The sequence below is a fragment of the Micromonospora sp. NBC_00898 genome (genome assembly GCF_045207895.1).
Lineage (GTDB): Bacteria > Actinomycetota > Actinomycetes > Mycobacteriales > Micromonosporaceae > Micromonospora.
This window is the reverse complement of sequence record NZ_CP108775.1, coordinates 1,187,786-1,209,402: the sequence shown is the minus strand read 5'-3', so window position 1 is coordinate 1,209,402 and position 21,617 is coordinate 1,187,786. Positions and strand designations below refer to the sequence as shown.

General features: G+C 74.4%; 18 protein-coding genes, 2 pseudogenes and 1 riboswitch. Of the genes and pseudogenes, 4 read left to right on the top strand and 16 right to left on the bottom strand.

What is annotated here, in order from left to right:
• Nucleotides 1-2: 2 nt before the first annotated feature.
• The 6 genes from OG799_RS05725 to rpe all read right to left on the bottom strand — a co-directional run bounded on the left by OG799_RS05725 (nt 3) and on the right by rpe (nt 5,774).
• Nucleotides 3-1,268: a bifunctional 3,4-dihydroxy-2-butanone-4-phosphate synthase/GTP cyclohydrolase II gene (locus OG799_RS05725; RefSeq protein WP_406043806.1), complete on the bottom strand. Its 1,266-nt coding sequence runs from the start codon at nt 1,266-1,268 to the stop codon at nt 3-5.
• Nucleotides 1,269-1,344: 76 nt separating this feature from the next.
• Nucleotides 1,345-2,040: a nicotinamide riboside transporter PnuC gene (gene pnuC / locus OG799_RS05720; RefSeq protein WP_406043804.1), complete on the bottom strand. Its 696-nt coding sequence runs from the start codon at nt 2,038-2,040 to the stop codon at nt 1,345-1,347.
• Nucleotides 2,040-2,651, bottom strand: a complete 612-nt coding sequence (locus OG799_RS05715; RefSeq protein ID WP_406043802.1) for a riboflavin synthase — start codon at nt 2,649-2,651, stop codon at nt 2,040-2,042. The genes pnuC and OG799_RS05715 overlap by 1 nt, the downstream gene beginning before the upstream one ends.
• A 1-nt stretch (nt 2,652) precedes the next feature.
• A complete protein-coding gene (ribD, locus tag OG799_RS05710) occupies nt 2,653-3,714 on the bottom strand; it encodes a bifunctional diaminohydroxyphosphoribosylaminopyrimidine deaminase/5-amino-6-(5-phosphoribosylamino)uracil reductase RibD (protein WP_406043800.1) in 1,062 nt (353 codons plus the stop codon).
• A 170-nt stretch (nt 3,715-3,884) separates the two neighbouring features.
• Nucleotides 3,885-4,056: riboswitch (FMN riboswitch) on the bottom strand.
• A gap of 79 nt (nt 4,057-4,135) precedes the next feature.
• A complete protein-coding gene (locus tag OG799_RS05705) occupies nt 4,136-5,092 on the bottom strand; it encodes a response regulator (RefSeq protein WP_406043798.1) in 957 nt (318 codons plus the stop codon).
• 1 nt (nt 5,093) lies between these two features.
• Entirely contained in the window at nt 5,094-5,774 is a 681-nt protein-coding gene (gene rpe, locus OG799_RS05700) for a ribulose-phosphate 3-epimerase (RefSeq protein WP_406043796.1), read from the bottom strand.
• Nucleotides 5,775-6,033: 259 nt separating this feature from the next.
• Between rpe and OG799_RS05695 the strand changes: the two genes are divergently transcribed.
• Nucleotides 6,034-6,921 (top strand): septum formation family protein, encoded by an 888-nt coding sequence (locus tag OG799_RS05695; protein WP_406043794.1) that lies wholly within the window; start codon nt 6,034-6,036, stop codon nt 6,919-6,921.
• An 85-nt stretch (nt 6,922-7,006) separates the two neighbouring features.
• Nucleotides 7,007-7,897, top strand: a complete 891-nt coding sequence (locus OG799_RS05690) for a septum formation family protein (protein ID WP_406043792.1) — start codon at nt 7,007-7,009, stop codon at nt 7,895-7,897.
• Nucleotides 7,898-7,936: 39 nt separating this feature from the next.
• Here OG799_RS05690 and OG799_RS05685 read toward each other — a convergent pair.
• Nucleotides 7,937-8,419, bottom strand: a pseudogene (locus OG799_RS05685) (aminopeptidase); the annotation flags it as partial.
• Nucleotides 8,420-8,864: 445 nt separating this feature from the next.
• On the opposite strand from OG799_RS05685, the gene OG799_RS05680 reads away from it, so the two are divergent.
• Nucleotides 8,865-10,298: a zinc ribbon domain-containing protein gene (locus OG799_RS05680; RefSeq protein ID WP_406043790.1), complete on the top strand. Its 1,434-nt coding sequence runs from the start codon at nt 8,865-8,867 to the stop codon at nt 10,296-10,298.
• Here OG799_RS05680 and OG799_RS05675 read toward each other — a convergent pair.
• The 6 genes from OG799_RS05675 to OG799_RS05650 all read right to left on the bottom strand — a co-directional run bounded on the left by OG799_RS05675 (nt 10,195) and on the right by OG799_RS05650 (nt 16,120).
• A complete protein-coding gene (locus OG799_RS05675; RefSeq protein ID WP_406043788.1) occupies nt 10,195-10,590 on the bottom strand; it encodes a hypothetical protein in 396 nt (131 codons plus the stop codon). The two genes, OG799_RS05680 and OG799_RS05675, sit on opposite strands and share 104 nt — an antisense overlap.
• Before the next feature lie 215 nt (nt 10,591-10,805).
• Nucleotides 10,806-12,320 (bottom strand): RsmB/NOP family class I SAM-dependent RNA methyltransferase, encoded by a 1,515-nt coding sequence (locus OG799_RS05670; RefSeq protein ID WP_406046212.1) that lies wholly within the window; start codon nt 12,318-12,320, stop codon nt 10,806-10,808.
• A gap of 110 nt (nt 12,321-12,430) precedes the next feature.
• Nucleotides 12,431-13,357: a methionyl-tRNA formyltransferase gene (gene fmt, locus OG799_RS05665; protein WP_406043786.1), complete on the bottom strand. Its 927-nt coding sequence runs from the start codon at nt 13,355-13,357 to the stop codon at nt 12,431-12,433.
• A 4-nt stretch (nt 13,358-13,361) separates the two neighbouring features.
• Nucleotides 13,362-13,922, bottom strand: coding sequence for a peptide deformylase (gene def / locus OG799_RS05660; protein ID WP_406043784.1), 561 nt, complete (start codon nt 13,920-13,922; stop codon nt 13,362-13,364).
• A gap of 42 nt (nt 13,923-13,964) precedes the next feature.
• Nucleotides 13,965-15,227 carry a cytochrome P450 gene (locus OG799_RS05655; RefSeq protein ID WP_406043782.1) on the bottom strand — a complete coding sequence of 421 codons (1,263 nt, stop codon included), beginning with the start codon at nt 15,225-15,227 and terminating at the stop codon, nt 13,965-13,967.
• A gap of 2 nt (nt 15,228-15,229) precedes the next feature.
• Nucleotides 15,230-16,120, bottom strand: a complete 891-nt coding sequence (locus tag OG799_RS05650; RefSeq protein ID WP_406043780.1) for a LysR family transcriptional regulator — start codon at nt 16,118-16,120, stop codon at nt 15,230-15,232.
• A gap of 76 nt (nt 16,121-16,196) precedes the next feature.
• On the opposite strand from OG799_RS05650, the gene OG799_RS05645 reads away from it, so the two are divergent.
• Nucleotides 16,197-16,904, top strand: coding sequence for a glutamine amidotransferase-related protein (locus OG799_RS05645; RefSeq protein WP_406043778.1), 708 nt, complete (start codon nt 16,197-16,199; stop codon nt 16,902-16,904).
• Nucleotides 16,905-16,914: 10 nt separating this feature from the next.
• On the opposite strand, the gene OG799_RS05640 is transcribed toward OG799_RS05645, so the two are convergent.
• The 3 genes and pseudogenes from OG799_RS05640 to metK all read right to left on the bottom strand — a co-directional run bounded on the left by OG799_RS05640 (nt 16,915) and on the right by metK (nt 21,613).
• A complete protein-coding gene (locus OG799_RS05640) occupies nt 16,915-17,898 on the bottom strand; it encodes an AAA family ATPase (protein WP_406043777.1) in 984 nt (327 codons plus the stop codon).
• A 420-nt stretch (nt 17,899-18,318) separates the two neighbouring features.
• Nucleotides 18,319-20,363 (bottom strand): annotated as a pseudogene (locus tag OG799_RS05635) (primosomal protein N').
• Nucleotides 20,364-20,422: 59 nt separating this feature from the next.
• Nucleotides 20,423-21,613 carry a methionine adenosyltransferase gene (gene metK, locus OG799_RS05630; RefSeq protein ID WP_406043775.1) on the bottom strand — a complete coding sequence of 397 codons (1,191 nt, stop codon included), beginning with the start codon at nt 21,611-21,613 and terminating at the stop codon, nt 20,423-20,425.
• Nucleotides 21,614-21,617: the final 4 nt, after the last annotated feature.

The window sequence follows — 21,617 nt, the reverse complement described above, 5'->3', positions numbered from 1 at the left end:
GGCTATGCTCCGATCTCGTCGCCGTCGACCGGGCGGCCCATCGGCGCCTCGGTGACCTCGTCCAACTCGTCCAACAGGTGCCCCATCCGGTCCCGCTTGGTCCGCAGGTACCGTACGTTCTCCGGGTTCGACCGGATCGGCAGCCCCTCGCGGCCGCTCACGGTCAGGCCGTAGCCCTCCAGGCCGGCCCGCTTGGCCGGGTTGTTGGTGAGCAGCCGCATCGAGCGGACCCCGAGGTCGTAGAGGATCTGCGCGCCGGTGCCGTAGTCCCGGGCGTCGGCCGGCAGCCCCAGGTCGAGGTTCGCGTCCACGGTGTCCCGGCCCTGGTCCTGGAGCTGGTACGCCTGGAGCTTGTGCAGCAGGCCGATCCCGCGCCCCTCGTGCCCGCGTACGTAGAGGACCACCCCGCGCCCCTCCTGGGCGACCCGGGCCAGGGCGGCCTGCAGCTGCGGGCCGCAGTCGCAGCGCAGCGAGCCGAAGACGTCCCCGGTCAGGCACTCGGAGTGCACCCGCACCAGCACGTCCTGCCCGTCGCCGATCTCCCCGAAGACCATCGCCACGTGCTCGGCCGGGTCGTGCTCGGCGCGGTAGCCGAGCGCCCGGAACACGCCGTACGGGGTGGGCATCCGCGCGTCCGCGACCTGCTCGACCTGCTTCTCGTGCCGCCGCCGGAAGGCGATCAGGTCGGCGATGGTGATCAGGGTCAGCCCGTGCTCGGCGCAGAACTTCTCCAGGTCCGGCAGACGCATCATGGTGCCGTCGTCGTTGACCAGCTCGCACAGCACCCCGGCCGGGCGCAGCCCGGCCAGCCGGGTCAGGTCGACGGCCGCCTCGGTGTGCCCGGCCCGGCGCAGCACGCCGCCCTCGCGGGCCCGCAGTGGCACCACGTGCCCCGGTCGGGCCAGGTCGGTGGGGTCGGTGGCGGCGTCGGCGAGCAGCCGGATGGTGTGCGACCGGTCGGCCGCGGAGATGCCGGTGCTGATCCCCTCCCGGGCGTCCACGGTCACCGTGTACGCGGTGCCGCGCCGGTCCTGGTTGGTGTGGTGCATCGGCGGCAGGTCCAGCCGGTCGCACTCGCTCTCGGTCAGCGGCACGCAGATGTAGCCCGAGGTGTAGCGGACCATGAACGCGACCAGTTCCGGCGTGGCCAGCTCGGCCGCGAAGATCAGGTCGCCCTCGTTCTCGCGGTCCTCGTCGTCGACCACGACGACGGGCCGGCCGGCGGCGATGTCCGCCACCGCCTGCTCAACACTGCCAAACGCGCTCATGCCGGCACTCCGCTTCGCTCCGTGCCGTCATGAGGCACCAAAGGACTGCACCTGATGATTCGCTCGCTGCGCTCGCTCATGCCACGGCCTCCGAGTAGGTGGGCGGGATCGGGGTGCGGACCGGCGGGGTGGCCCGCGAGGCCCGCCACCAGGCGACCAGGCCCCAGACGCAGAACGCGCCGTAGACCAGGTACATGGCGGCGGACGGGTAGAAGCCGCCGCGCAGCAGCAACGGCACGCCGACCGCGTCGACGGCGATCCAGATCAGCCAGAACTCGACCCAGCCGCGGGCCATGCCGTACGTGGCGAGCAGGCTGCCGACCAGGATCCAGGCGTCCGGCAGCGGGCCCCACGAGCCGAGCGCGGCCAGCGCGGGGTACCCGGCCGCGGTGCCGACCACCGCGGCGGCGAGCAGGCCGAGGCGTTCCCGGCCGGTGGCCCAGCGGGGCGTCACCGCGGGCTGCTCCCCCGTGCCGGAGCGGCGGTTGCGCGTCCAGCGCCACCAGCCGTAGACGCTGACCGCGAAGAAGAAGACCTGCCGGCCGGCCTGGCCGTAGAGGTCGTGCGCCTGCGGGGTGGCGAACACGCCGCCGAGGAAGACGGTGAACAGCAGCGCGTTGCCGATCATGCCGACCGGCCAGGCCCAGACCAGCCGGCGCAGCCCGAACAGCGCCGAGGCGAGGCCGAAGACGTTGCCGACGATCTCCCGGACCAGCACCGGCGAGCCGGCGATGTGCACCTGTGCGTCGAGCAGCCAACCCAGCGGACCCATCAGCGCCCACCCCCCGCCAGCCGGTCGCCGAGCAGCCGCTCGACGTACTTGGCCAGCACGTCGACCTCGAGGTTGACCGGGTCGCCGGCCCGCTTCGCGCCGAGCGTGGTCAGCTTGAGGGTGGTGGGGATCAACCCGACGGCGAACCAGTCGTCGCCGACGTCGGCGACGGTCAGCGACACGCCGTCGATGGTGATCGAGCCCTTCTCCACCACGTACCGGGACAGCGCGGCGGGAAGCCGGAAGCGGACCGTCTCCCACTGCGCGGCCGGCTCCCGGGAGAGCAGCTCACCGACCCCGTCGACGTGACCCTGCACCAGGTGCCCGCCGAGCCGGCTGCCGAGCGCGGCGGCCCGCTCCAGGTTGACCGGGTCGCCCGGGCGCAGCGCGCCGAGCGCGGAGCGCCGGAGGGTCTCCCCCATCACATCGGCGGTGAAAACGCCGCCGTCGACGTCGACCACGGTCAGGCAGACCCCGTTGACCGCGATGGAGTCGCCGTGCCGGGCGTCCGAGGTGACCAGCGGGCCGCGGACGGCGACCAGCGCGGAGTCACCCCCGGTGTCGGTGGTCCGGACGATCTCGCCCAGCTCCTCGACGATGCCGGTGAACATGTCAGGCCTCCCTCTTTCGGGGCAGCGCGGTGATCCGCAGGTCGGGACCGACCTGCGTAACGTCGGTGAGTTCCAGATCGATGGCGTCGGCGATGGTGGCCACACCAGCGTCGAGCAGGGCGGTGGGGCCGGCGCCGAGGAGTTTCGGCGCGACGTACCCGACGATCTTGTCGACCAGCCCGGCGGCGAGGAACGCGCCGGCCAGTTGGGGGCCGCCCTCCAGCAGGGCCGCCCGCACGCCACGGTGGTGCAGCTCGGCCAGGAGCGCCGGCAGGTCGACCCGGCCGTCCGGGCCGGCCCCGACCTCCGCCGCGGTGGCGATCCAGGTCCGCGCGGCGCCGTCGCGGACCCGGGCCTCGGCGGGCGTACGCCCCGAGCTGTCCACCACCACGCGCAGCGGCTGCCGGATGGCGAGGGTGCCGTCGCGCAGGTTGCGGGCGGTGAGCCGGGGGTCGTCGGTGAGCACGGTGCCGACCCCGGCGATCACCGCGTCGACGGTGCCGCGCAGCGCGTGCACGTCCATCCGGGCCGCCTCGGAGGTGATCCACATGCTGGTGCCGTCGGCGGCGGCGGAGCGCCCGTCGAGCGTGGCGGCGTACTTCCAGATGACGTACGGCCAGCCGCGGCGCATCGAGGTCAGCCAGGCGACATTTCCGGCCTCGGCCTCCTGCGCGCGTACCCCGACATCGACCTGGACACCGGCGGCGCGCAGGGTGGCGGCGCCGCCGGAGGCGACCGGGTTGGGGTCGCCGACCGCGACCACCACCCGGGCCACGCCGGCCTGGATCAGCGCGTGACTGCAGGGGCCGGTGCGGCCGGTGTGGTCGCAGGGTTCCAGGGTGACGACGGCGGTGCCGCCGCGGGCCCGCCGGCCCGCCTGGGCGAGCGCGACGATCTCGGCGTGCGGCCCGCCGGCATACGCGTGGAAGCCCTCGCCGACGATCTCGCCGTCGGGGTCGAGGAGCACGCAGCCGACCACCGGGTTGGGGCTGGTGGTGCCGAGCCCGCGGGCGGCCAGCGCGATCGCGCGACGCATCGCCTCGTCGATGGAGACGCTTGCCATCGCCTGCCCCTGCCCTCTCAGTCGCCGGTCGCGCGCGGGCGGGGGCGGGAGGTTACGGCACGGCGTGCCGCAGACAGGCGGCGGCGGAGATCCGGGGACGGCACAGCCGACCCCGGGGAGCCCACGCGGCGCTGGGGAATGCCAGCGGCCGGCAGGGGCCTCCCCGTCCCGCGCGCTGTCTCCCATCCGGACTTTCGGGGAGCGAACGGACCGCTCCCCACCGTCGGCCCCGGATTCTCACCAGGTCCACCGTCCGGCCTGAGCCGTCCGGGTCGCGGGCTTACCACGGTCGGACCGTGGATCACCGCCGGTTCGGAATTTCACCGAGCCCCGCCAGCGCGTGGTGGGTACACCGGAAGTCTTACACGCCGGACCGCGCCCGGCGCCACCGAGGCGAGGTAGCTCACAGATGTCCGGTTACTCAGGTGACGCCGCGGCGCCGGTCGACCGCCACGTACGACCCGGGCTGGCTCTTCGCGACCGTCTTCATCTCCGAGGCCACCGCGATCGCCTCGAGGGGGTCGGTGAAACGCTTCCCGGAGTCGGAGAGGGAGACGCCGATGGAGAGGGTGACCAGCGCGGCCCGCCGGATGTTGCCCCGCCGGTCCTTCAGCTCGACGAACCCGCGCTCCCGGTCGGTGGGGTCGTAGAGGGCGTCCGCGGCCTTTTCGAAGTCGACCACCGCCCGGCTGGTCAGCGGCCGGACCTGGCCGGGGGTGCAGACGATCACGAAGTCGTCGCCGCCGACGTGGCCGAGGAAGGCGGGCGGCAGCCCGATCGAGACCACCGCCCGGTGCAGGCTGCGGGCCAGGGCGGAGATGAACTCGTCGCCGCGGACGAAGCCGTACCGGTCGTTGACGCTCTTGAACCGGTCGATGTCGATGTACCCGACGGCGTAGTCGACAGCGTTGCGGACCCGGTCGCTGATCTCCCGCCGGATCCGGCTGTTGCCGGGCAGCCCGGTCAGCGGCGAGACCTCCCGGAACTCCTTGTTGCGGCGCAGCGTGGAGCTGACCCGGGCCACCAGTTCGGCGGTGTCGAAGGGCTTGACCAGGTAGTCGTCGGCGCCGGCGCTGAGGCCGTGCACCTTGTCCACGGTCATCCCCTTGGCGGTCAGCATGATCACCGGCAGGGCGGAGGTCATCGGGTCGGCGCGCAGCCGGCGGGTCAGCTCCAGGCCGTCGATGCGCGGCATCATCAGGTCGACCACGGCCAGGTCGGGCCGTTGCCGCTCGATCACCTCGAGCGCCTCCTGGCCGTCGCTGGCGTGGATCACCTCGAAGCCGTGCAGCCGCAGGTTGAACTCGACGAAACGCGCGATGTCCTCGTCGTCGTCGACGACCAGGATGACGTCGGGTCGCTCGCCGGCCGGCTCCACCTCAGGCCCCGGTGGCCGCGCGCTCCGCGAGGGACCGCAGGCGCCGTACCGCCTCGGCCGGGTCGTCGGCGCCGTAGACGGCGGTGCCGGCGACGAAGGCGTCCGCGCCGGCGGCCGCCGCCTGCTCGATGGTGTCGGCGGCGATCCCGCCGTCGACCTCGATCCGCAGTTCGAGGTGGCCGCTGTCGACGTGTCGCCGGGCCGTGCGCACCTTGTCGAGGAGCTGCGGGATGAACCGCTGACCGCCGAACCCGGCCTTGATCGTCATGATCAGCAGGGTGTCGAAGCTGGGCAGCAGGTCGAGGTACGGCTCGATCGGGGTGTCCCGGTCGATCGCCAGCCCCGCCTTCGCCCCGGCCGAGCGCAGGTCCTTCGCCAGGGCCACCGGGTCGTCGCACGCCTCGGCGTGGAACGTCACGTTGTACGCCCCGGCGTCGGCGTACCCGGGCGCCCAGCGGCGCGGGTCGGTGATCATGAGGTGCACGTCGAAGGGGAGCTCGGTGGCGGCGCGCAGGCTCTGCACCACCGGCAGCCCGATGGTCAGGTTCGGCACGAAGTGGTTGTCCATGACGTCCACGTGCAACCAGTCGGCGGCATGCTCAATGGCGCGGACCTCGTCGGCGAGGCGGGCGAAATCGGCGGCCAGGATGCTGGGCGCGACGATCAGCGGCGGTACGGTCACCGGGCCAGTGTACGAACGCGGTCACCCGCCGCCAGCGGCGCGGCACCCACCGGAACCCGCTGTGACCCGGACGTCACCGGTGGTGCGGAATCGGCCCTCCCGGTCCCAAAATCCAGGACGAAAAGCCAGCCGCGACTGGCCGATCGACGGAAACACCGCAACACTCCAACGGGGACGGTCACATATGCTGCACGCCCGGCGGTGGGAGACGCCGCACGGGCCGCGGCGACCGGCTGCCATCTCCCGGAAGGGGCGGAGGATGCGACGGTGGCTCGTGGCGCTGGCGCTGGCCGGCACGGCGACGGCGGTCCTGGGCGGCTGCGTCCAGCCGCACCGGGCCGACGGCGACCTGATCGACGACTGGCCCGCCCTGCCGGCGCCCCGGCTGTTCATGCCCGCCACGGACGCCTGCCTGCCCCGGATCACCGCGGTCGTGCAGGCCGGCACCTACGAGACGGTGCCCTGCGGGCGCAGCCACCTGGCCGAGGCCGTGCACGTCGGCACCTTCAGCGGGCCGGCCGCCGCCGGCGCCCGCCCCGAACCGGGCTCCCCCGCGCTGCGTACCGCCCGGGCGGAGTGCGACCAGCGGGCCCGGGAGGTGATCGGCGGGGATTGGCACTCCGCCCGGCTCACCATGAACATCGCGCTGCCCTCGGTGACCGCCTGGCTCACCGGCGCCCGCTGGTACCGGTGCGACCTGGCCGAGACCGACAGCATCGACAACACCCGGCCGGTCAACCGGGTGGGCAGCCTGCGCGGCGCGATGGTCGGCGACAACCCCCTCGTGCACCGCTGCTTCGACCCCAAGCTGATCGGCGACAACCTGAACTACATGGCGCCGGTGCTCTGCACCGAGCCGCACCGGGCCGAGTTCGTCGGCGTCTACGTGGAACGCGACATGAGCTGGGCGCAGTTCACCGGGTCCAGCCAGCAGGTGCACCGGCGCTGCATGGCGCTCATCGCGGTCTTCGCCAACGTGCCGAACAACAACGAGCTGCCGTACCGGGCCGGCTCGATCTTCTACCCGCCGTCGCAGCGGGAGTGGGAGGAGGGCGACCGGGGGGTGCGCTGTTTCCTGTGGAGCGACGACCGGAAGCTGACCCGCTCCATGCGCGGCGTCGGCCCGCAGGGACTACCCGTCATCTAGGCCCGGGTGCCGTATGCTGCTGCGCCGTGGCGTGCCGGCGGTGTCAGCCGGTCGGCGCGACGACGGACGACGGGGAGGTCGGCGGATGCGGCGGTGGTGGACGGTGGTCGTCGTGACCGGAGCGGTGGCGCTGGCGCTCGCCGGGTGCGGCGCGCCCGCCGGGGTGGACCGGAACCTGGCCGACGAGTGGCCGGCCCTCGCGCCGGCGAAGGCCTTCGTGCCGGAGAACGGGGCCTGTCACCCCACGGTCTCCGACGTCGGCTACCTCAGCGGCTACAACCCGGTCGACTGCACCGCCGCGCACCGGGCAGAGACCCTGCACGTCGGCACGCTGACCGGCCCGGACGCCGAGCGGGGCACGCCCCCGCGGGCCGGCTCGACCGGCGCGCGGACCGCCCGCGCCGAGTGCGACAAGCAGGTCAGCAAGGCGGTGGGCGCCGACTGGCGGTCCGGGCGGCTGCTGGTCTCCGTCATCTTCCCATCGGCACTGGCCTGGGGCGGCGGCGCCCGCTGGTTCCGCTGCGACGTCGCCGAGGTGGCCGGTCTGGACGACAGCAGCATCAGCCTTCGCCGCGCCTCGTTGCGCGGCGCGCTGGCCCCCGGCTCGCCGCTCGCCTACGGCTGCTTCAACCCCAAGCTGGTGAAGGACGACATCGACCAGATGCGGCCGGTTGCCTGCACCGCCAAGCACCACGCCGAGTTCGTCGGCGTGTGGCAGGCGCCGGACATCAGCTACGCCGAGTTCCAGCGCACCTCGCTGCGGGCGCACAAGGCGTGCCGGGGCCTGATCGCCAGCTACGTGAAGGTGCCCAACAACAGCGACATGCAGTACCGGGCCGGCACGGTCATCTACCACCCCTTCGAGGAGGAGTGGAAGGACGGCAACCACACCGTGCAGTGCTTCCTCTGGGTCGACGACCGCACGTTGACCCGGTCGTTGAAGGGCGCCGGGACCAAGGGCCTGCCGGTCCAGTGAGCGGGGCGGGCCGTCGCCCGCCCCGCCCCCCGGTCCCGCCTAGCTGGCCTGCAACGTCACGTCGTCGACGACGAAGCTGGTCTGCAGCGACGAGTCCTCGACGCCGGTGAACTTCAGCGTCACCGTCTGACCGGCGTACGCGGCCAGGTTGAAGGTGCGCTGCGTGTACCCGGTGGCGGCGTTCAGGTTCGAGTACGTCGCCAGCGTGGTGCTGCCGACCTGGACGGTCAGCCTGTCGTACGCCGTCGATGAGGTGGTCTCGGCGGTGTCGATGTGCAGCCAGAAGGCCAGGGTGTAGCTGGCGCAGCCGGCCGGCAGGGTCACCGACTGGGACAGCGTGTCGGTGTGGGTGCTGCCGTACCCGTCCAGCCAGGCCTTGTAGGAACCGGTCCGGGCCGCCTGGCTGGTCGAGTTGGTGATCACGCCCGAGGTGGCGGTCCACGGCGCGGAGCCCGACTCGAAGCTGCTGTTGCCGATCAGCTGACCGCCGGCGCAGCCGCCGGTGCCGGTCACGGTGAGGGTTTGCCACTGCTGGCTGGTTGGCTAAGCGATCCTATGTGGTATTTTCCCGTCATTGGTGGCCGTGTTCGCCGGCCGAGTGTATGGATCCGGTCTCGTGAGGCGAAGCGTCGACTGCTGGCGGCCGCGGGTAGGGGCGTGGGGTAGTGGCGGGTTCGGTGCTGACGTCGACCGCGACGTGCACCGGGTACCGGGCGATGTGCGGTGGTACGCCCGACGCGCCCGGAGCTCAGAGGCCTGTGGCGGGGCGGGTGTTTGCCGAGCGGGTGGGGTGGCTGGCGGACCTGGTGCGGGGCATGGCCGATCAGGTGATCGCCGCGCAGTGGTCGGATGCCGACCTTGCGGTGCTCGCCGGCGGGGTCGGTGCTGATGGGAGGCGTCTGCCGGCCAGTGGGTGGATGGCGTTGCGCCGGCTCGGTAGGGTGCGGTGGCGCCGGCGGGTGTGGTGGTGTCGGACCGGGTTCGTCGCATCGCCGAGGAAAAAGCCGCCCGCGCTCTGCGGCTGGCCTGCCATCGTCGTGCGGTGGTTGCCGCGCTGCTCGCGACGTGGCCGGCCGATCCGTTCGCCCGCACCGATGCCGAATGGTCAGCGTTACGGGCGGCGCTATCCGAAGGATGCGACAACGCGACGATCCGCAACCGCACCCGGCAGATCACCGCATACCTTCGAGTGCATGGGCGGCTGCCCGCGGGGCTGTGTGAGCTGGAGGGCCCGCCGGTCGTGGCGCGGCAGGTGAGCCTGGCCGCGGCCGACCGGCAACAGGTCGTCGTCGACCGGGACGACCGGATCGTGCGGGTGTGGTCGAAGCTTCCGGTGTGCGCGGCGCCGGTCTCCTACCGCGACTGGGCGTGGCATGCCGCCGAGGTGGTGCTGCCGCCCGCGGTGCCCGCCGGGGTGAAGGTGTGCACCCCGACGCTGCGGCCCCGCGATGGCAGGGTTCGTGTCGACCTGCCCTGGCAGACCCCGCACACCCCGGCGCGGGTGGACGGGCACACGCGTGGGCTTGGTGTTGACTGGGGGGTGAACACCCTGCTGACCGGCACCGTGGCCGACCTCGAGGGCGGCTGCGTCGTCGTGGACGGGCGTCCGTTGCGGTTCGACGCGACCGGCGTGTCAGCGAAACTGGTGCGACTACGCCGCCACCGCGAACACCTCAACACCAAAGCCGACCACCTGACCCGGCTGCGCGACGGCCGGCCCGCGCACGCCGACCCGGCCCTGACTGGCAAGCTTGCCCGGCTGCAGGCCGAGCATGCGGCGGTGTGCGCCCGGATCCGGCATCTCAACCACGCGCTTGCCTGGTCGGCGGCGCGGTGGCTGGTCGACCACGCCAGCGCGGTCGGCGCCACCGTCATCTACGTCGAGGACCTCGCCACCCTCGAGGCGGCTGGCCGGTCACGCAGCCTCAACCGGCGACTGTCCGGCGCGGTACGCGGCACCGTGTTCACCGCCGTCGCTCACCTCGCCGCGAAAGCCGATATCGCAGTCGTCACCGTTCCCGCGCGTGGCACGTCGTCGGGCTGTCCCCGCTGCGGCACCGCGGTCACGCACGTCAAAACACCGGAGGGGCGAGTGGCCGGGTACCGGTGGGCCCACTGCTCGTGTGGCCTGTCACTGGACCGCGACCACGCCGCCGCGCAACGCATCGCCGCCCGGGGCCTGACCAACCAGACCAAAACCCGCCGCGACCGCAACGGCCAGGCCGCGATCCGGACAGCCACCGACACACCAGTGCGGCGCCGCGCGCCCACCCCGAAGCAGACCCGACCTGCACCTGTCAAGACTTCACGCCTGCTGCCCTTGCGACGGCCGGGCCCTGCGGCCACTCGGCGATCAGATTGTTGCCGGGGTAGGTGCAGGTGGTGCAGGTCTGCTCGGTGACGGTGTAGCCGGCGGCCTGGAGCTTGCCCTTCACGTAGCTGACCGAGGCGGTGTAGCCGGCGGAGCCGGCCCGTCGGGTGCCGCCGTTGTTGGTGGCGATCGTGTTGAGCTGGGTCAGGTGGGCCTGGACGTTGGTCACCGAGATGTCCGGCGCGGCGGCGACCAGGGCGGGGGCAGCCGCGGTCACGGGCGCGGCGGCGGGCGCCGCGCTGGCCGTCGTCGCGGCCAGCGTCGCCGTCATGCCGGCGAAGAGGGCGAGCGCGAGGCCCGCGATCGGGGTACGACGTCTCATCGAGACTCCTCGTGGGGGTCGGCGGGGAGCGGTTCGGGGGTGGCCGACCCGGAGGGCTCCGGTGGGAACTCCGGCGCCCGACGGACCGGTGATCGGAACAGTTACATGTATCGATTAGTTGGTCAACGGGGTGTCACACCGGAACGGGCCGACCCGGGGCACGAGTCGTGCCCCGGGTCGGGTGGCGTCACGCCGGATCGGCGTCTCGGGTGGGATCAGCCCCGGCGCAGGACCGCCAGGAACATCGCGTCGGTGCCGTGCCGGTGCGGCCAGAGCTGCACCGTCGGCCCGTCGCCCAGCCCCGGCATGCCGGCCGGCAGCAGCGGCCGGGCGTCGACGAAGTCGACCGGCAGCCCGCAGCGGCGGGCCGCCTCGGTCACCGTCACGTGCGTCTCCACAGTGTGCGGCGAGCAGGTGACGTAGGCGACCAGACCGCCCGGACGCACGGCGCGCAGCGCCGCGGTGAGCAGTTCCCGCTGCAACCGGGTCAGCGGCGGCAGGTCCGAGGGCTGGCGGCGCCAGCGGGACTCCGGTCGCCGGCGCAGCGAGCCCAGCCCGGTGCAGGGGGCGTCGACCAGCACCCGGTCGAAGTGCCCCTCGGGCAGCTTCGGGTCCTTGCCGACCGTCCGCCCGTCGGTGGCGAGCACGGTCACCGGCAGCCCCCGGGTGGCCTGCTCGACCAGCCGGGCCCGGTGCTCGGCCACCTCCACCGCGGTGACCCGGGCGCCCCGCTGCGCGGCGAGCGCGCCGAGCAGGCCGGCCTTGCCGCCCGGACCGGCGCAGAGGTCGAGCCAGCGGCCGTCCGGGCCGTCCAGCGGCGCGACGGCCAGGGCGTTCGCCACCAGCTGGGAGCCCTCGTCCTGGACGTGCGCCCGACCCTCGGCCACCGCCCGCAGCTCGCCGGGCGCGCCGCCGGACAGGTAGACCGCGTACGGCGAGAAGGCGCCCGGGGCGCCGCCCACCTCGTCGGCCAGCTCCACCGGGTCGACCAGGCCCGGCCGGGCGCACAGATGCACCGGTGGGCGCTCGTTGTCCTCGATCAGCAGGCGTTCCGTCTCGCCGAGATCGCCGCCGAGCGCCTCGGCGAACGCCCGGACGATCCACTGCGGGTGACTGTAGGCCAGCGCCAGGTGCCCGACCGGGTCGGTCTCCGTCGCCGGGGCGAGCTTCGCCACCCAGGCGTCGTGGTCCCGGGTGGTGATCTCGCGGAGCACCGCGTTGGCGAACCCGGTGGCGCCCGGGGCCACCGACCGCACCAGGTCGACGGTCGAGGAGACCGCCGCGTGCGCCGGCACCCGGGTGTGCAGGAGCTGGTACGCCCCGAGCCGCAGCGCGTCGCGGACCGGCGGGTCGATCCGCTGCACGTCCCGCCCGGCGGCGTCGGTGATGATCGCGTCGAGGGTGCCGGTCTGGCGCAGCGTGCCGTAGGTCAGCTCGGTGGCGAAGGCAGCGTCCCGACCGAACAGCCCCTCGTCCCGCAGCATCGCCGGCAGCACCAGGTTGGCGTACGCGTCGTCCCGGTGCACCGCCGCGATCGCCTCGTACGCGACGTGCCGCGGCAGGTCGACGGCGGGCCGGACCGGTCGCCGGCCGGCGCCGCGCCGGTCCGCGCCGAACTGGCCACCGCGTGGCCGGTCCCCGCCCTGGCCCGGTCGGGCGCCGCGCGGGTACCGGTCGCCGCGCTCGGCCCCGAAGGACCGGCCCCGGTCGCCGGACCGCTCCCCGCCCACGTCGGAGCGCGGGCCGTCGGCACGGCCGGACCGCTCGCCACCGGACGGCCGTCCGGTCGACGGGCGGCCTTCGTCGGCGAAACGCTCACCCCGGGGCTCGGACGGCCCGGTCACGCGAGCACCTCGCCGGTGGCGACCCGGACACCGCGCGCCCAGTCGCTCGCCGGCATGGCCTTCTTGCCGGCCGCCCGGACCTCGCCGAGCCGCACCGGGACGGTGGCCGTGCCGGCCAGCACCCGGGACTTCTCCACCAGCAGCTCACCGGGCTTCAGCTCGGGGCCGTTCGCCACCGCGGTGACCGGGCCGAGTTTCACCCGGTCGCCGCGGAAGGTGGTCCACGGCCCGGGGGCCGGGCTGCAGGCGCGGATCCGCCGGTCGACGGCGAAGGCCGGATCGTTCCAGCGCACCCGGGCGTCCTCGACGGTCAGCTTCGGGGCCAGGGACACCCCGTCGGCCGGCTGCGGCTCGGCCCGCGCAGTGCCCGCCTCGATCGCGTCCAGGACCGCCACCAGCAGGCCGGCACCGGAGTGGGCGAGCCGCTCCAGCAGGTCGCCGGAGGTGTCGGTCGGGCGGACCTCGTCGGTGAGCGTGCCGAACACCGGGCCGGTGTCCAGCCCCTGCTCCAGCTGGAAGACGCTGGCCCCGGTCAGCTCGTCGCCGTGCAGCACGGCGTGCTGCACCGGCGCCGCGCCCCGCCAGGCGGGCAGCAGCGAGAAGTGCAGGTTGATCCAGCCGTACCGGGGAATCTCCAGGGCGACCGGCGGCACCAGCGCGCCGTACGCGACCACCGGCACGCAGTCCGGGGCCAGCTCGCGGAGCCGGTCCAGGAACTCGGGCTCGCGGGGCCGGGCCGGGGTGAGCACCTCGACGCCGTGCGCGTCGGCCCAGGCGCCGACGGGCGAGCGGACCAGGCCGCGGCCGCGACCGGCCGGCGCGTCGGGACGGGTGACCACGGCCAGCAGCTCGTGGCCGGACGCGGCGAGGGCGTCCAGGGCGGGGACGGCGACGGCCGGGGTGCCGGCGAAGATCAGACGCACCCGGTCACCGCCCCAGCCCGAACGGGCTGCCCGAGGCGTGCGGGTTCAGCTTGACCGTGGGCGGCGCGGCCGGGTCGTACCACTCGGCCTGCCGGATCGCCTTCATCGCCGCCTTGCGGCCGGCCGGGTCGAGCCGGTCCACGAAGAGCACCCCGTCGAGGTGGTCCGTCTCGTGCTGCACACAGCGGGCCATCAGCCCGGTCCCGACGATCTGCATCGGGTCGCCGTAGCCGTTGAAGCCCTTGGCGACCACGTTCTGCCGACGCTTGGTGTCGAAGTAGAGCCCGGGGATGGAGAGGCACCCCTCCGGGCCGTCCTGCTCTTCGGAGTCGGGGAACTCCAGCACCGGGTTGACCAGATGGCCGACGACGTCGTCGACGTCGAAGGTGAACACCCGCAGGCCCACCCCGAGCTGCGGCGCGGCGAGGCCGGCTCCGCTCTGCTCCTGCATCGTGTCGGTGAGGTCGGCGATCAGCTTGCGCAGCTCGACGTCGAAGTCGACCACCGGATCGGCCGGCGTGCGCAGCACCGGGTCCCCGAACAGACGGATGGGCTGGACGGTCACGCGGGGTGGCTCCTTAACTGGGACGAGTGGTGCCGTACCAGTCTACGGAGTGGCCGGGGCGGCCCCGGCCCGCGTACCGCGATCGGTGCGCTCGCCCACGGTCACCGGCAGGGTGGCGTAGCCACGCAGGGTCAGCCGGACCCGCCGCTCCGGCTCACCGGCCAGGGCCATCCCGGGCAGCCGGCGCAGCAGCAGCGGGAAGGCGACCTGCGCCTCCAGCCGGGCCAGTCCCGCGCCGAGGCAGTAGTGCGGCCCGGCGCCGAAGGAGAGCGGGTGGATCTGCGGCCGCCACGGGTCGAACCGGGCCGGCTCCGGGTACCGCCGGGGGTCGCGGTTCGCGGCGCCGAGCATCAGCATCAGCCAGCTGCCGGCGGGCAGCTCGAGGCCGCCGTAGCGGGCCGGTGCGGTGCTCATCCGCGAGGTGAGCTGGACCGGCGAGTCGTACCGCAGCAGCTCGTCGACGTAGTCGGCGGCGAACTCCGGGTGCCCGCGCAGCGCCGCCGCGGCGCGCGGGTGCCCGAGCAGCACCACGAGGCCGTTGCCGAGCAGGTTGGTGGTCGTCTCGAAGCCGGCCACCAGCAGGATCACCAGGTTGGACAGCAACTCGTCCCCGGACAACCGCTCGCCGTCGGAGTCGTGCACCTGCACCAGCGCGGTGGTCAGGTCGTCCGCGGGTGCCCGGCGGCGGGCCTCGACCAGCTCGGTGAAGTAGCCGCGCAGCTCGGCGGCGCCCCGGTCGGCGTTCGCCAGCTCCTCCGGGGTGATCTCCGGTTCCAGCACCCCGGTCAGGTCCGCCGCCCAGCGCCGGAACAGCGGCCGGTCCGCCGCCGGGACGCCGAGCAGCGCGCAGATCACCCCGACCGGCAGCGGGTACGCGAAGTCGGCCATGAAGTCGACGGGCTCCCCGTCCCGGCCCCGCTCCAGCATGGCGTCGATCAGCTCGTCGGCCTGGGCCATCACCACGTCCCGCATCGCCGCGATCCGCCGCGGGGTGAAGGCGCCCGCCGCGAGGCGCCGCATCCGGCTGTGGTCCGGCGGGTTGGTGCGCAGCATCGAGCGGGAGATCGACGCCACGGCCGGGCTCTCCCGCCAGCCGGGCAGGAACTGGTCGCGCAGGTCGTCGTCCATCACCCCGAACCGCGGGTCGCGGAGGATCTCGTCGACCTCGGCGTAGCCGGTGACCGCGTAGAAGACCGGCCCGGCCTGGACCACCGGGCCATGCGCGCGCAGCTTCTCGTACGTGGGATAGGGGTCCACCCGTCCCTGCGGGGACAGCAGCAGCGCGAGGGCGTCGGCAGGATCCACGGTCAGCCTCCCGGGAGATCGGCGACCTTCATCATGCGCCCGTCGCGCCGATCCGGCGATCCCTCGCCGCCCCGCGTCGGCCGGACCAGCTCGACCCGGTGCACCAGCCGGGGCTCACCGAGGTCGACCCCGACCAGCTCGGGGTGGGCCCGGACCGGTCCGGCAGGCAGCAGCGCCAGACCGTGGCCGGCGGCCACCACGGCCAGCAGACCGGCGACGTCGGTCCCGTCGTAGCGGACGGCCGAGCGGAACCCGTCCGTGCCGGCGGCGGCGCGCAGCTGCGGCAGCGGCGCCGCGACGTCAGGCGCGTCGATCCAGCGGGCGACCGCCAGGTCGGCCAGGGCCAGGGCCGACCGGACGGCCAGCGGGTGCGTGCGGGGCAGCGCCACCACCGCGGGCTGCTGCCCGTACGCGGTGATCTCCGCCGGTCCCAGCTCGGTGACCGGCAGCGGGTCGTTCGGGGCGCTGAACCCGTCCAGCAGGCCGAGGTCGAGGGCGTCGGTCGCGACCTGCCGCACCAGCTCGTCCCGCGCCACGACCCGGAGCACCAGCCCGGCCACTGCCTCGCCGGCCGCGAGCACCGCCGCCGCCGGCGCCGCCGACGCGGTGGTGCCGACCCGCAGCGGCCCGGGCCGGGGGGCGGTCAGGCGGGCCAGGTCGGCCCGGGCGGCGGCCAGCCGGAGCAGGATCGGCCCGGCGTAGGTGAGCAGCCGCTCCCCGGCGAAGGTCGGCGCCACCGGCCTGCGGTCGAGCAGGCGTACGCCGAGGTCCGCCTCGAGCGCGGCGACCTGCTGGCTCACCGCCGACTGGGTGTAGCCGAGTTCCACCGCGGCGGCCGAGAACGACCGGAGGCGGGCCACCACGGTGAAGGTGCGCAGCAGGTGCGGGTCCATGCCGATAAGCCTTCCTGATCGCGGCAGCAGAGATCATCGTTGGTCCTGATCCGCCGTTCCGGGTCAGGATGATCGCATGACCATCGCCCGTCTCGCCCTCGTCGCCGACCGCTCCCCCGCCGTCCGCTCGCACACCCGGCTGCCCGCTCTGCTGGCGGCGCTGCGCGACCGCCACGCCGTCGACCTCGACGCGTACTGGATCCCCACCGAGGAGGTGGCCGCGAGCCGGCTGGACGACTTCGACGGGATCTGGCTGCTACCGGGCAGCCCGTACCGCAGCGAGGAGGGCGCGCTGGCCGCGGTGCGGACCGCCCGGACCGGCGGCATCCCCTTCCTGGCCACCTGCGCCGGCTTCCAGCACACCCTGCTGGAGTACGCCCGGGCGGTGTGCGGCCTGTCCGGCGTGGCGCACGCGGAGAACGCGGCCGGGGCCGCGGAACTCCTCATCGAGCCGCTCTCCTGCGCGCTGCGCGGCCACGAGGGGGCGGTGCGCTTCACCGCCGGCTCACTGGCCCAGCGGGTGACCGGCGTCGAGCGCAGCGTGGAGCGGTACCAGTGCGGTTACGGCCTCAACCACCGCTACCTCGACCCGTTGGTCGCGCACGGCCTCCGGTTCACCGGGCACGACGACGAGGGTGAGGTACGGGTGGCGGAGTTGCCCGACCACCCGTTCTTCCTGGCCACCCTCTTCCAGCCCGAGCTGGCCGGCGACGGCGACGAGCCGCACCCGATGGTGCGGGCGTTCGCGGAGGCGACGGCGGCCCGGCGGCGGGTGTCCCCCTGATCCCGTACGGTCAGGCGCCGGTGCCCGGCTCCCCGGCCAGCACCGCGTCCCCGCCGAGCAGGGCGTGCTCCGGCAGCGGCAGCGCGATCCCGTGGGCCGCCTCCCAGTCGTGGATCATGCTGGGCCGGACCTGGGCGGTGAAGTAGTCGACCGCGCTCATCCCGCCGACCACCGGCTCCTCCACCTCGGCGACGAGTCGGGCCGGGACGAGGGGGAAGCCGCTCTGGATGGCGGCGCTGAGCCGGCGGTGCCCGTCGACGACGAAGAAGTACTCGCCGGTGTAGCCGATCCGCAGCGGTTCGAGGGCCTCGTCGCCGGACCCGGCCACCTCGCCGACGAACTCGGAGTCCCAGAGCCCGCGCAGGGTGGCGATGTCCTCGGTCGGGTAGACCCGGGTGGGGTCGAGCAGCAGTAGCGGGGGCGCGTCGGCCAGCACGTCGGCGCCGAGCCGGCCCTCGTACGCGTCGACGATGTGCGCGATCACCTGCCGGGGGTCGGCCCGGGTGGTGTCGCAGATCAGGTCGTAGTTGCGCAGCCGGGCCTTGTCGACGCCGTACCGGACGATGAAGCGGTTGCGCTCGCTCTCGCTGCGCTCCTGGAGCTTGGCCCGGGCCTCCTCCAGCGAGGTGTAGCTCTCGGCCGGGCCGGACGGGCGGGCCAGCACCCGGCGGGCCGCCTCGGTCGGCTCGGTGATCATGTGCACCTTGAGCGCGTCGGTGAAGAAGTGCCAGGCCAGCCGGGAGTCCATCACCAGCGACTCGCCGGAGGCGGCGATGTCCCGCTGAAGCTGGTCGACGTAGCCGTCGACCGCCTGGTCCAGCTCGGCGTGCAGGTTGAGCTGGAGCGCGGTCATCTGCCGCTCCTGCGCCATCTGGCGGTAGAGGTCGCCGACGCTGACCCGGCGCAGGCCCAGCCGCTTGGCGATCTCGACGGAGACGGTGCTCTTGCCGCTGCCGAGGTCACCGTTGAAGACGATCGATTGACGAACGGTCACGACTGGTCCACCCCTGATCACCGGCTGATTGACATCATCGATATGGCGTCGAATCGACGCGTTCCCGTCATCGTCGTGCCATCCTGCGACAACTCCAGCTCGGCGCGTCTGACGCCGCGCCGCGACCTGGAGCCGTCGTACGCCCGGGCATGACGGGCGATGCTATCACGCGATTACCAGCGATTTGTCGTACGTACGGTGCGACGGGCGGCCGGGCGAGCCGGCCGACCATGCTTTCCCCGCTTTGCTCTGCTGCAGCGGAGGCAACACTGGGAGCGCGGCCGCGGTGCGCGGACTGCAGCAGAGCAAAGGGGCCGAGGCGCGCGGCCGGCGCGGCCGCCGACCACCGCAGGACCGGAACGGCCGCCGGGCCGGGAGCGGGGCCAGCTCACACGCGCCGCCGACCGGGGCGACGCGGGGTCAGAACAGGCTCAGCGGGTCGACCTGGAGGCGGACCGGGTCGGCGGCCTTGCGGGCGCTGCGCTGCCCGGCGGCCACGTGCAGCGCCTCTGCGAGGGCGGCCGCCCGGGCCCGGGGCACCCGCACCAGCATCCGTTCCCGGCCCTCGTCCGCCGGGACCGGGCCGAGCACCTCGGCGCCGTCGGGCAGCCGGGCCCCGGCCAGCAGGTCGGCCACCGCCTCGGCCGGGCCGGTGACGCTGGCCATCTTCACCGCCGGGGGAAGCCCAGCTCCCGCCGCTCGGCGAGCTCCCGGGCGGCGAACCAGGCCGCGTCCCAGCGCAGCAGCGCCTGCACCGGCGCGAGCGCGCCGTCGGCGACCACCACCACCCGACCCCCGGCCGAGGCCGGACGGGCCAGGGCCGCCGCGGCCAGCCAGCGCCGCAGCGCCTCCTCACCGGCCCGCAGGTCGGCCCGGGTGAGCAGGGCCCACGAGTCGAGCAGCAGCACCGCCCCGTAGCCCGCCTCGGCGACCGGCTCCGCGCCGGGGGTGGCGATCACCAGGCCGGCCCCGGCGGGCACGGTGGTCAGCACCTCCTCCCGGCCCGAGGTGCGGACCGGCACTCCGGGGAAGGCCCGGCCCAGTTCCTCGGCGGTGCGCCGGGCGCCGGTCACCGAGGCGCGCAGCCGCCGGCCGCCGCACTCCGGGCAGGCGTACGCGGCGGCGACCCGGCCGCACCAGCGGCAGGCCGGCGTCCCGGCGGCGGAGGGCAGCGCCAGTGGGCCGGCGCAGTGCGGGCAGCGGGCCGGGGTGCGGCAGTCGGCGCAGGCGACCGAGGGCAGGTAGCCGCGGCGCGGCACCTGCACCAGCACCGGGGCGTCGGCGCGCAGGGTGTCCCGGGCGGTGCTCCAGGCCAGGCTGGGCAGCCGGGCCGTCGCCGCGCCGGGATCGCGGGCCAGTTGCGGGTCGTCGCCGGTCGGCGCGATCGCCGGGGTACGCGCCCGCACGGTCGCCCGGTCGGCGACCACCTCCCGGGCCCAGCCGGTCTCCACCAGCAGCTGCGCCTCGGCGGTCCGGGCGTACCCGCCCACCAGCGCCGCCGCCTCGCCGAGCTGGGCCCGGGTGAGCAGTACCTCCCGGGCGTGCGGGTACGGCGCCCGCGGCTCGGCGTGCAGGTCGTCCCCGTCGTCCCAGATCGCCACCAGGCCGAGCCGGTCGACCGGGGCGAACATCGCCGCCCGGGTGCCGATCACCACGGGCGCCTCGCCCCGGCGGGCGGCGAGGAAGGCGCGGTAGCGCCGGGCCGGCCCGAGCGCGGCGGAGAGGCAGACGTGCCGGTCGGCCCCGAGCGTGCGGGTCAGCGCGGCGTCGAGCCGGTCCAGGTCCCGGGCGTCGGCCACCACGACCAGCGCGCCCCGGCCACCGGCGACGGTGGCGGCGACCGCGTCGGCGTACCGGTCGGCCCAGTCCTCCCCGGGCAAGGCCGACCAGACCGCGCGGGGCGCCCGCCCACCGGTGAGCGCCCGCAGGTACGCCGGCCCGGCCGGATAGTCCCGCCATCCCCGTGGGTCGACGTCGTCGGCCGGGCTGGCCCGGCCGGCGCCGGCGGGGACGCCGATCGGGTCGATGCCGGCGGCCGGGACGGCGCCGGCGGCGCCGGCCGCGACGGCGCCGGCCGGGACCGTAGCGGCGACGGAAGGATCGGGCGGAGCGGGGTCGACGGTCGGGTCAGCCGGCGGCGCGGCGGCGGGTTCCTTCTCCACGCGGGCGTGCCGGGGCGGCACGGCGAGACGGAGCACGTCGGCGAGGCTGCCGGCGTACCGGTCGGCCACCGCCCGGGCCAGCCGGGCGATCTCCGGGGCCAGGACCGGCACCGGCGAGACGACCTTGTCCAGGTACGCCAGGCGGGGATGGTCGGACTGCTCGACCCGTTCCAGCAGCCAGCCGTCGACCAGCTGGCCGGCGAAGCGCACCTTGACCCGGACGCCGGGGAGCGCCTCGGCGTCCAGCTCGGCGGGGACCAGGTAGTCGAAGGGGCGGTCCAGGTGGGCCAGGGGCACGTCCACGCAGACACGAGCGACCGGCGACCGCTGCGCGGGTCGCCGGTCGCTGCGCCTGGTGCCGGTCAGGCTCCCGCGGCCGACTTGAGGTCGGCGGCCCGGTCGGTGCTCTCCCAGGTCAGATCCGGCAGCTCGCGGCCGAAGTGGCCGTACGCGGCGGTCTGCTGGTAGATCGGGCGGAGCAGGTTGAGGTCCCGGATGATCGCGGCCGGGCGCAGGTCGAAGACCTCGGCGACGGCCTTCTCGATCGAGGCGACCGGCACGGTCTCGGTGCCGAAGGTCTCGATGAAGAGGCTGACCGGGTGGGCCTTGCCGATCGCGTACGCGACCTGAGCCTCGCAGCGCTCGGCGAGGCCGGCGGCGACCACGTTCTTGGCCACCCAGCGCATCGCGTACGCGGCGGAGCGGTCCACCTTGGACGGGTCCTTGCCGGAGAAGGCGCCGCCCCCGTGCCGGGCGTACCCGCCGTAGGTGTCGACGATGATCTTCCGGCCGGTGAGGCCGGCGTCGCCCATCGGGCCGCCGATCTCGAACCGCCCGGTCGGGTTGACCAGCAGCCGGTAGCCCTCGGTGTCCAGGCCGAGGCTCTCCAGCTCCGGCTCGATCACGTGCTCGCGCACGTCCGGGGTGAGCAGCGACTCCAGCGAGATGTCGGCGGCGTGCTGGCTGGAGACGACCACGGTGTCCAGCCGGACGGGGCGCAGCCCGTCGTACTCGATGGTGACCTGGGTCTTGCCGTCCGGCCGCAGGTAGGGGATGGTGCCGTCCTTGCGGACCGCGGCGAGCCGGCGGGCCAGCCGGTGCGCGAGCGCGATCGGCAGCGGCATCAGCTCGGGCGTCTCCGAGCAGGCGAAGCCGAACATCATGCCCTGGTCGCCGGCGCCCTGCGCGTCCAGCGCGCTCTCCGACGAGCCGGTACGCAGCTCGAAGGCGTTGTCGACGCCCTGGGCGATGTCCGGCGACTGGGCGCCGATGGAGACGCTCACGCCGCAGGAGGCGCCGTCGAAGCCCTTCTTCGACGAGTCGTAGCCGATCGCCAGGATGGTGTCGCGGACGATCGTGGGGATGTCGGCGTACGCCTTGGTGGTGACCTCGCCGGCGACGTGCACCTGGCCGGTGGTGATCAGGGTCTCGACCGCGACCCGGCTGTGCGGGTCCTTGGCGAGCAGCGCGTCCAGGATGCCGTCGCTGATCTGGTCGGCGATCTTGTCCGGGTGGCCTTCCGTGACCGATTCGGACGTGAAGAGACGTGTCACGGCA

Excerpts from the sequence above, each read along its gene's own strand:
- OG799_RS05695 (WP_406043794.1), top strand. The coding sequence starts at position 6,034 with ATGCGACGGTGGCTCGTGGCGCTGGCGCTGGCCGGCACGGCGACGGCG.
- OG799_RS05725 (WP_406043806.1), bottom strand. The coding sequence starts at position 1,268 with ATGAGCGCGTTTGGCAGTGTTGAGCAGGCGGTGGCGGACATCGCCGCC.
- OG799_RS05715 (WP_406043802.1), bottom strand. The coding sequence starts at position 2,651 with ATGTTCACCGGCATCGTCGAGGAGCTGGGCGAGATCGTCCGGACCACC.
- OG799_RS05690 (WP_406043792.1), top strand. The coding sequence starts at position 7,007 with ATGCGGCGGTGGTGGACGGTGGTCGTCGTGACCGGAGCGGTGGCGCTG.
- pnuC (WP_406043804.1), bottom strand. The coding sequence starts at position 2,040 with ATGGGTCCGCTGGGTTGGCTGCTCGACGCACAGGTGCACATCGCCGGC.
- OG799_RS05650 (WP_406043780.1), bottom strand. The coding sequence starts at position 16,120 with ATGGACCCGCACCTGCTGCGCACCTTCACCGTGGTGGCCCGCCTCCGG.
- OG799_RS05675 (WP_406043788.1), bottom strand. The coding sequence starts at position 10,590 with ATGAGACGTCGTACCCCGATCGCGGGCCTCGCGCTCGCCCTCTTCGCC.
- OG799_RS05645 (WP_406043778.1), top strand. The coding sequence starts at position 16,197 with ATGACCATCGCCCGTCTCGCCCTCGTCGCCGACCGCTCCCCCGCCGTC.
- ribD (WP_406043800.1), bottom strand. The coding sequence starts at position 3,714 with ATGGCAAGCGTCTCCATCGACGAGGCGATGCGTCGCGCGATCGCGCTG.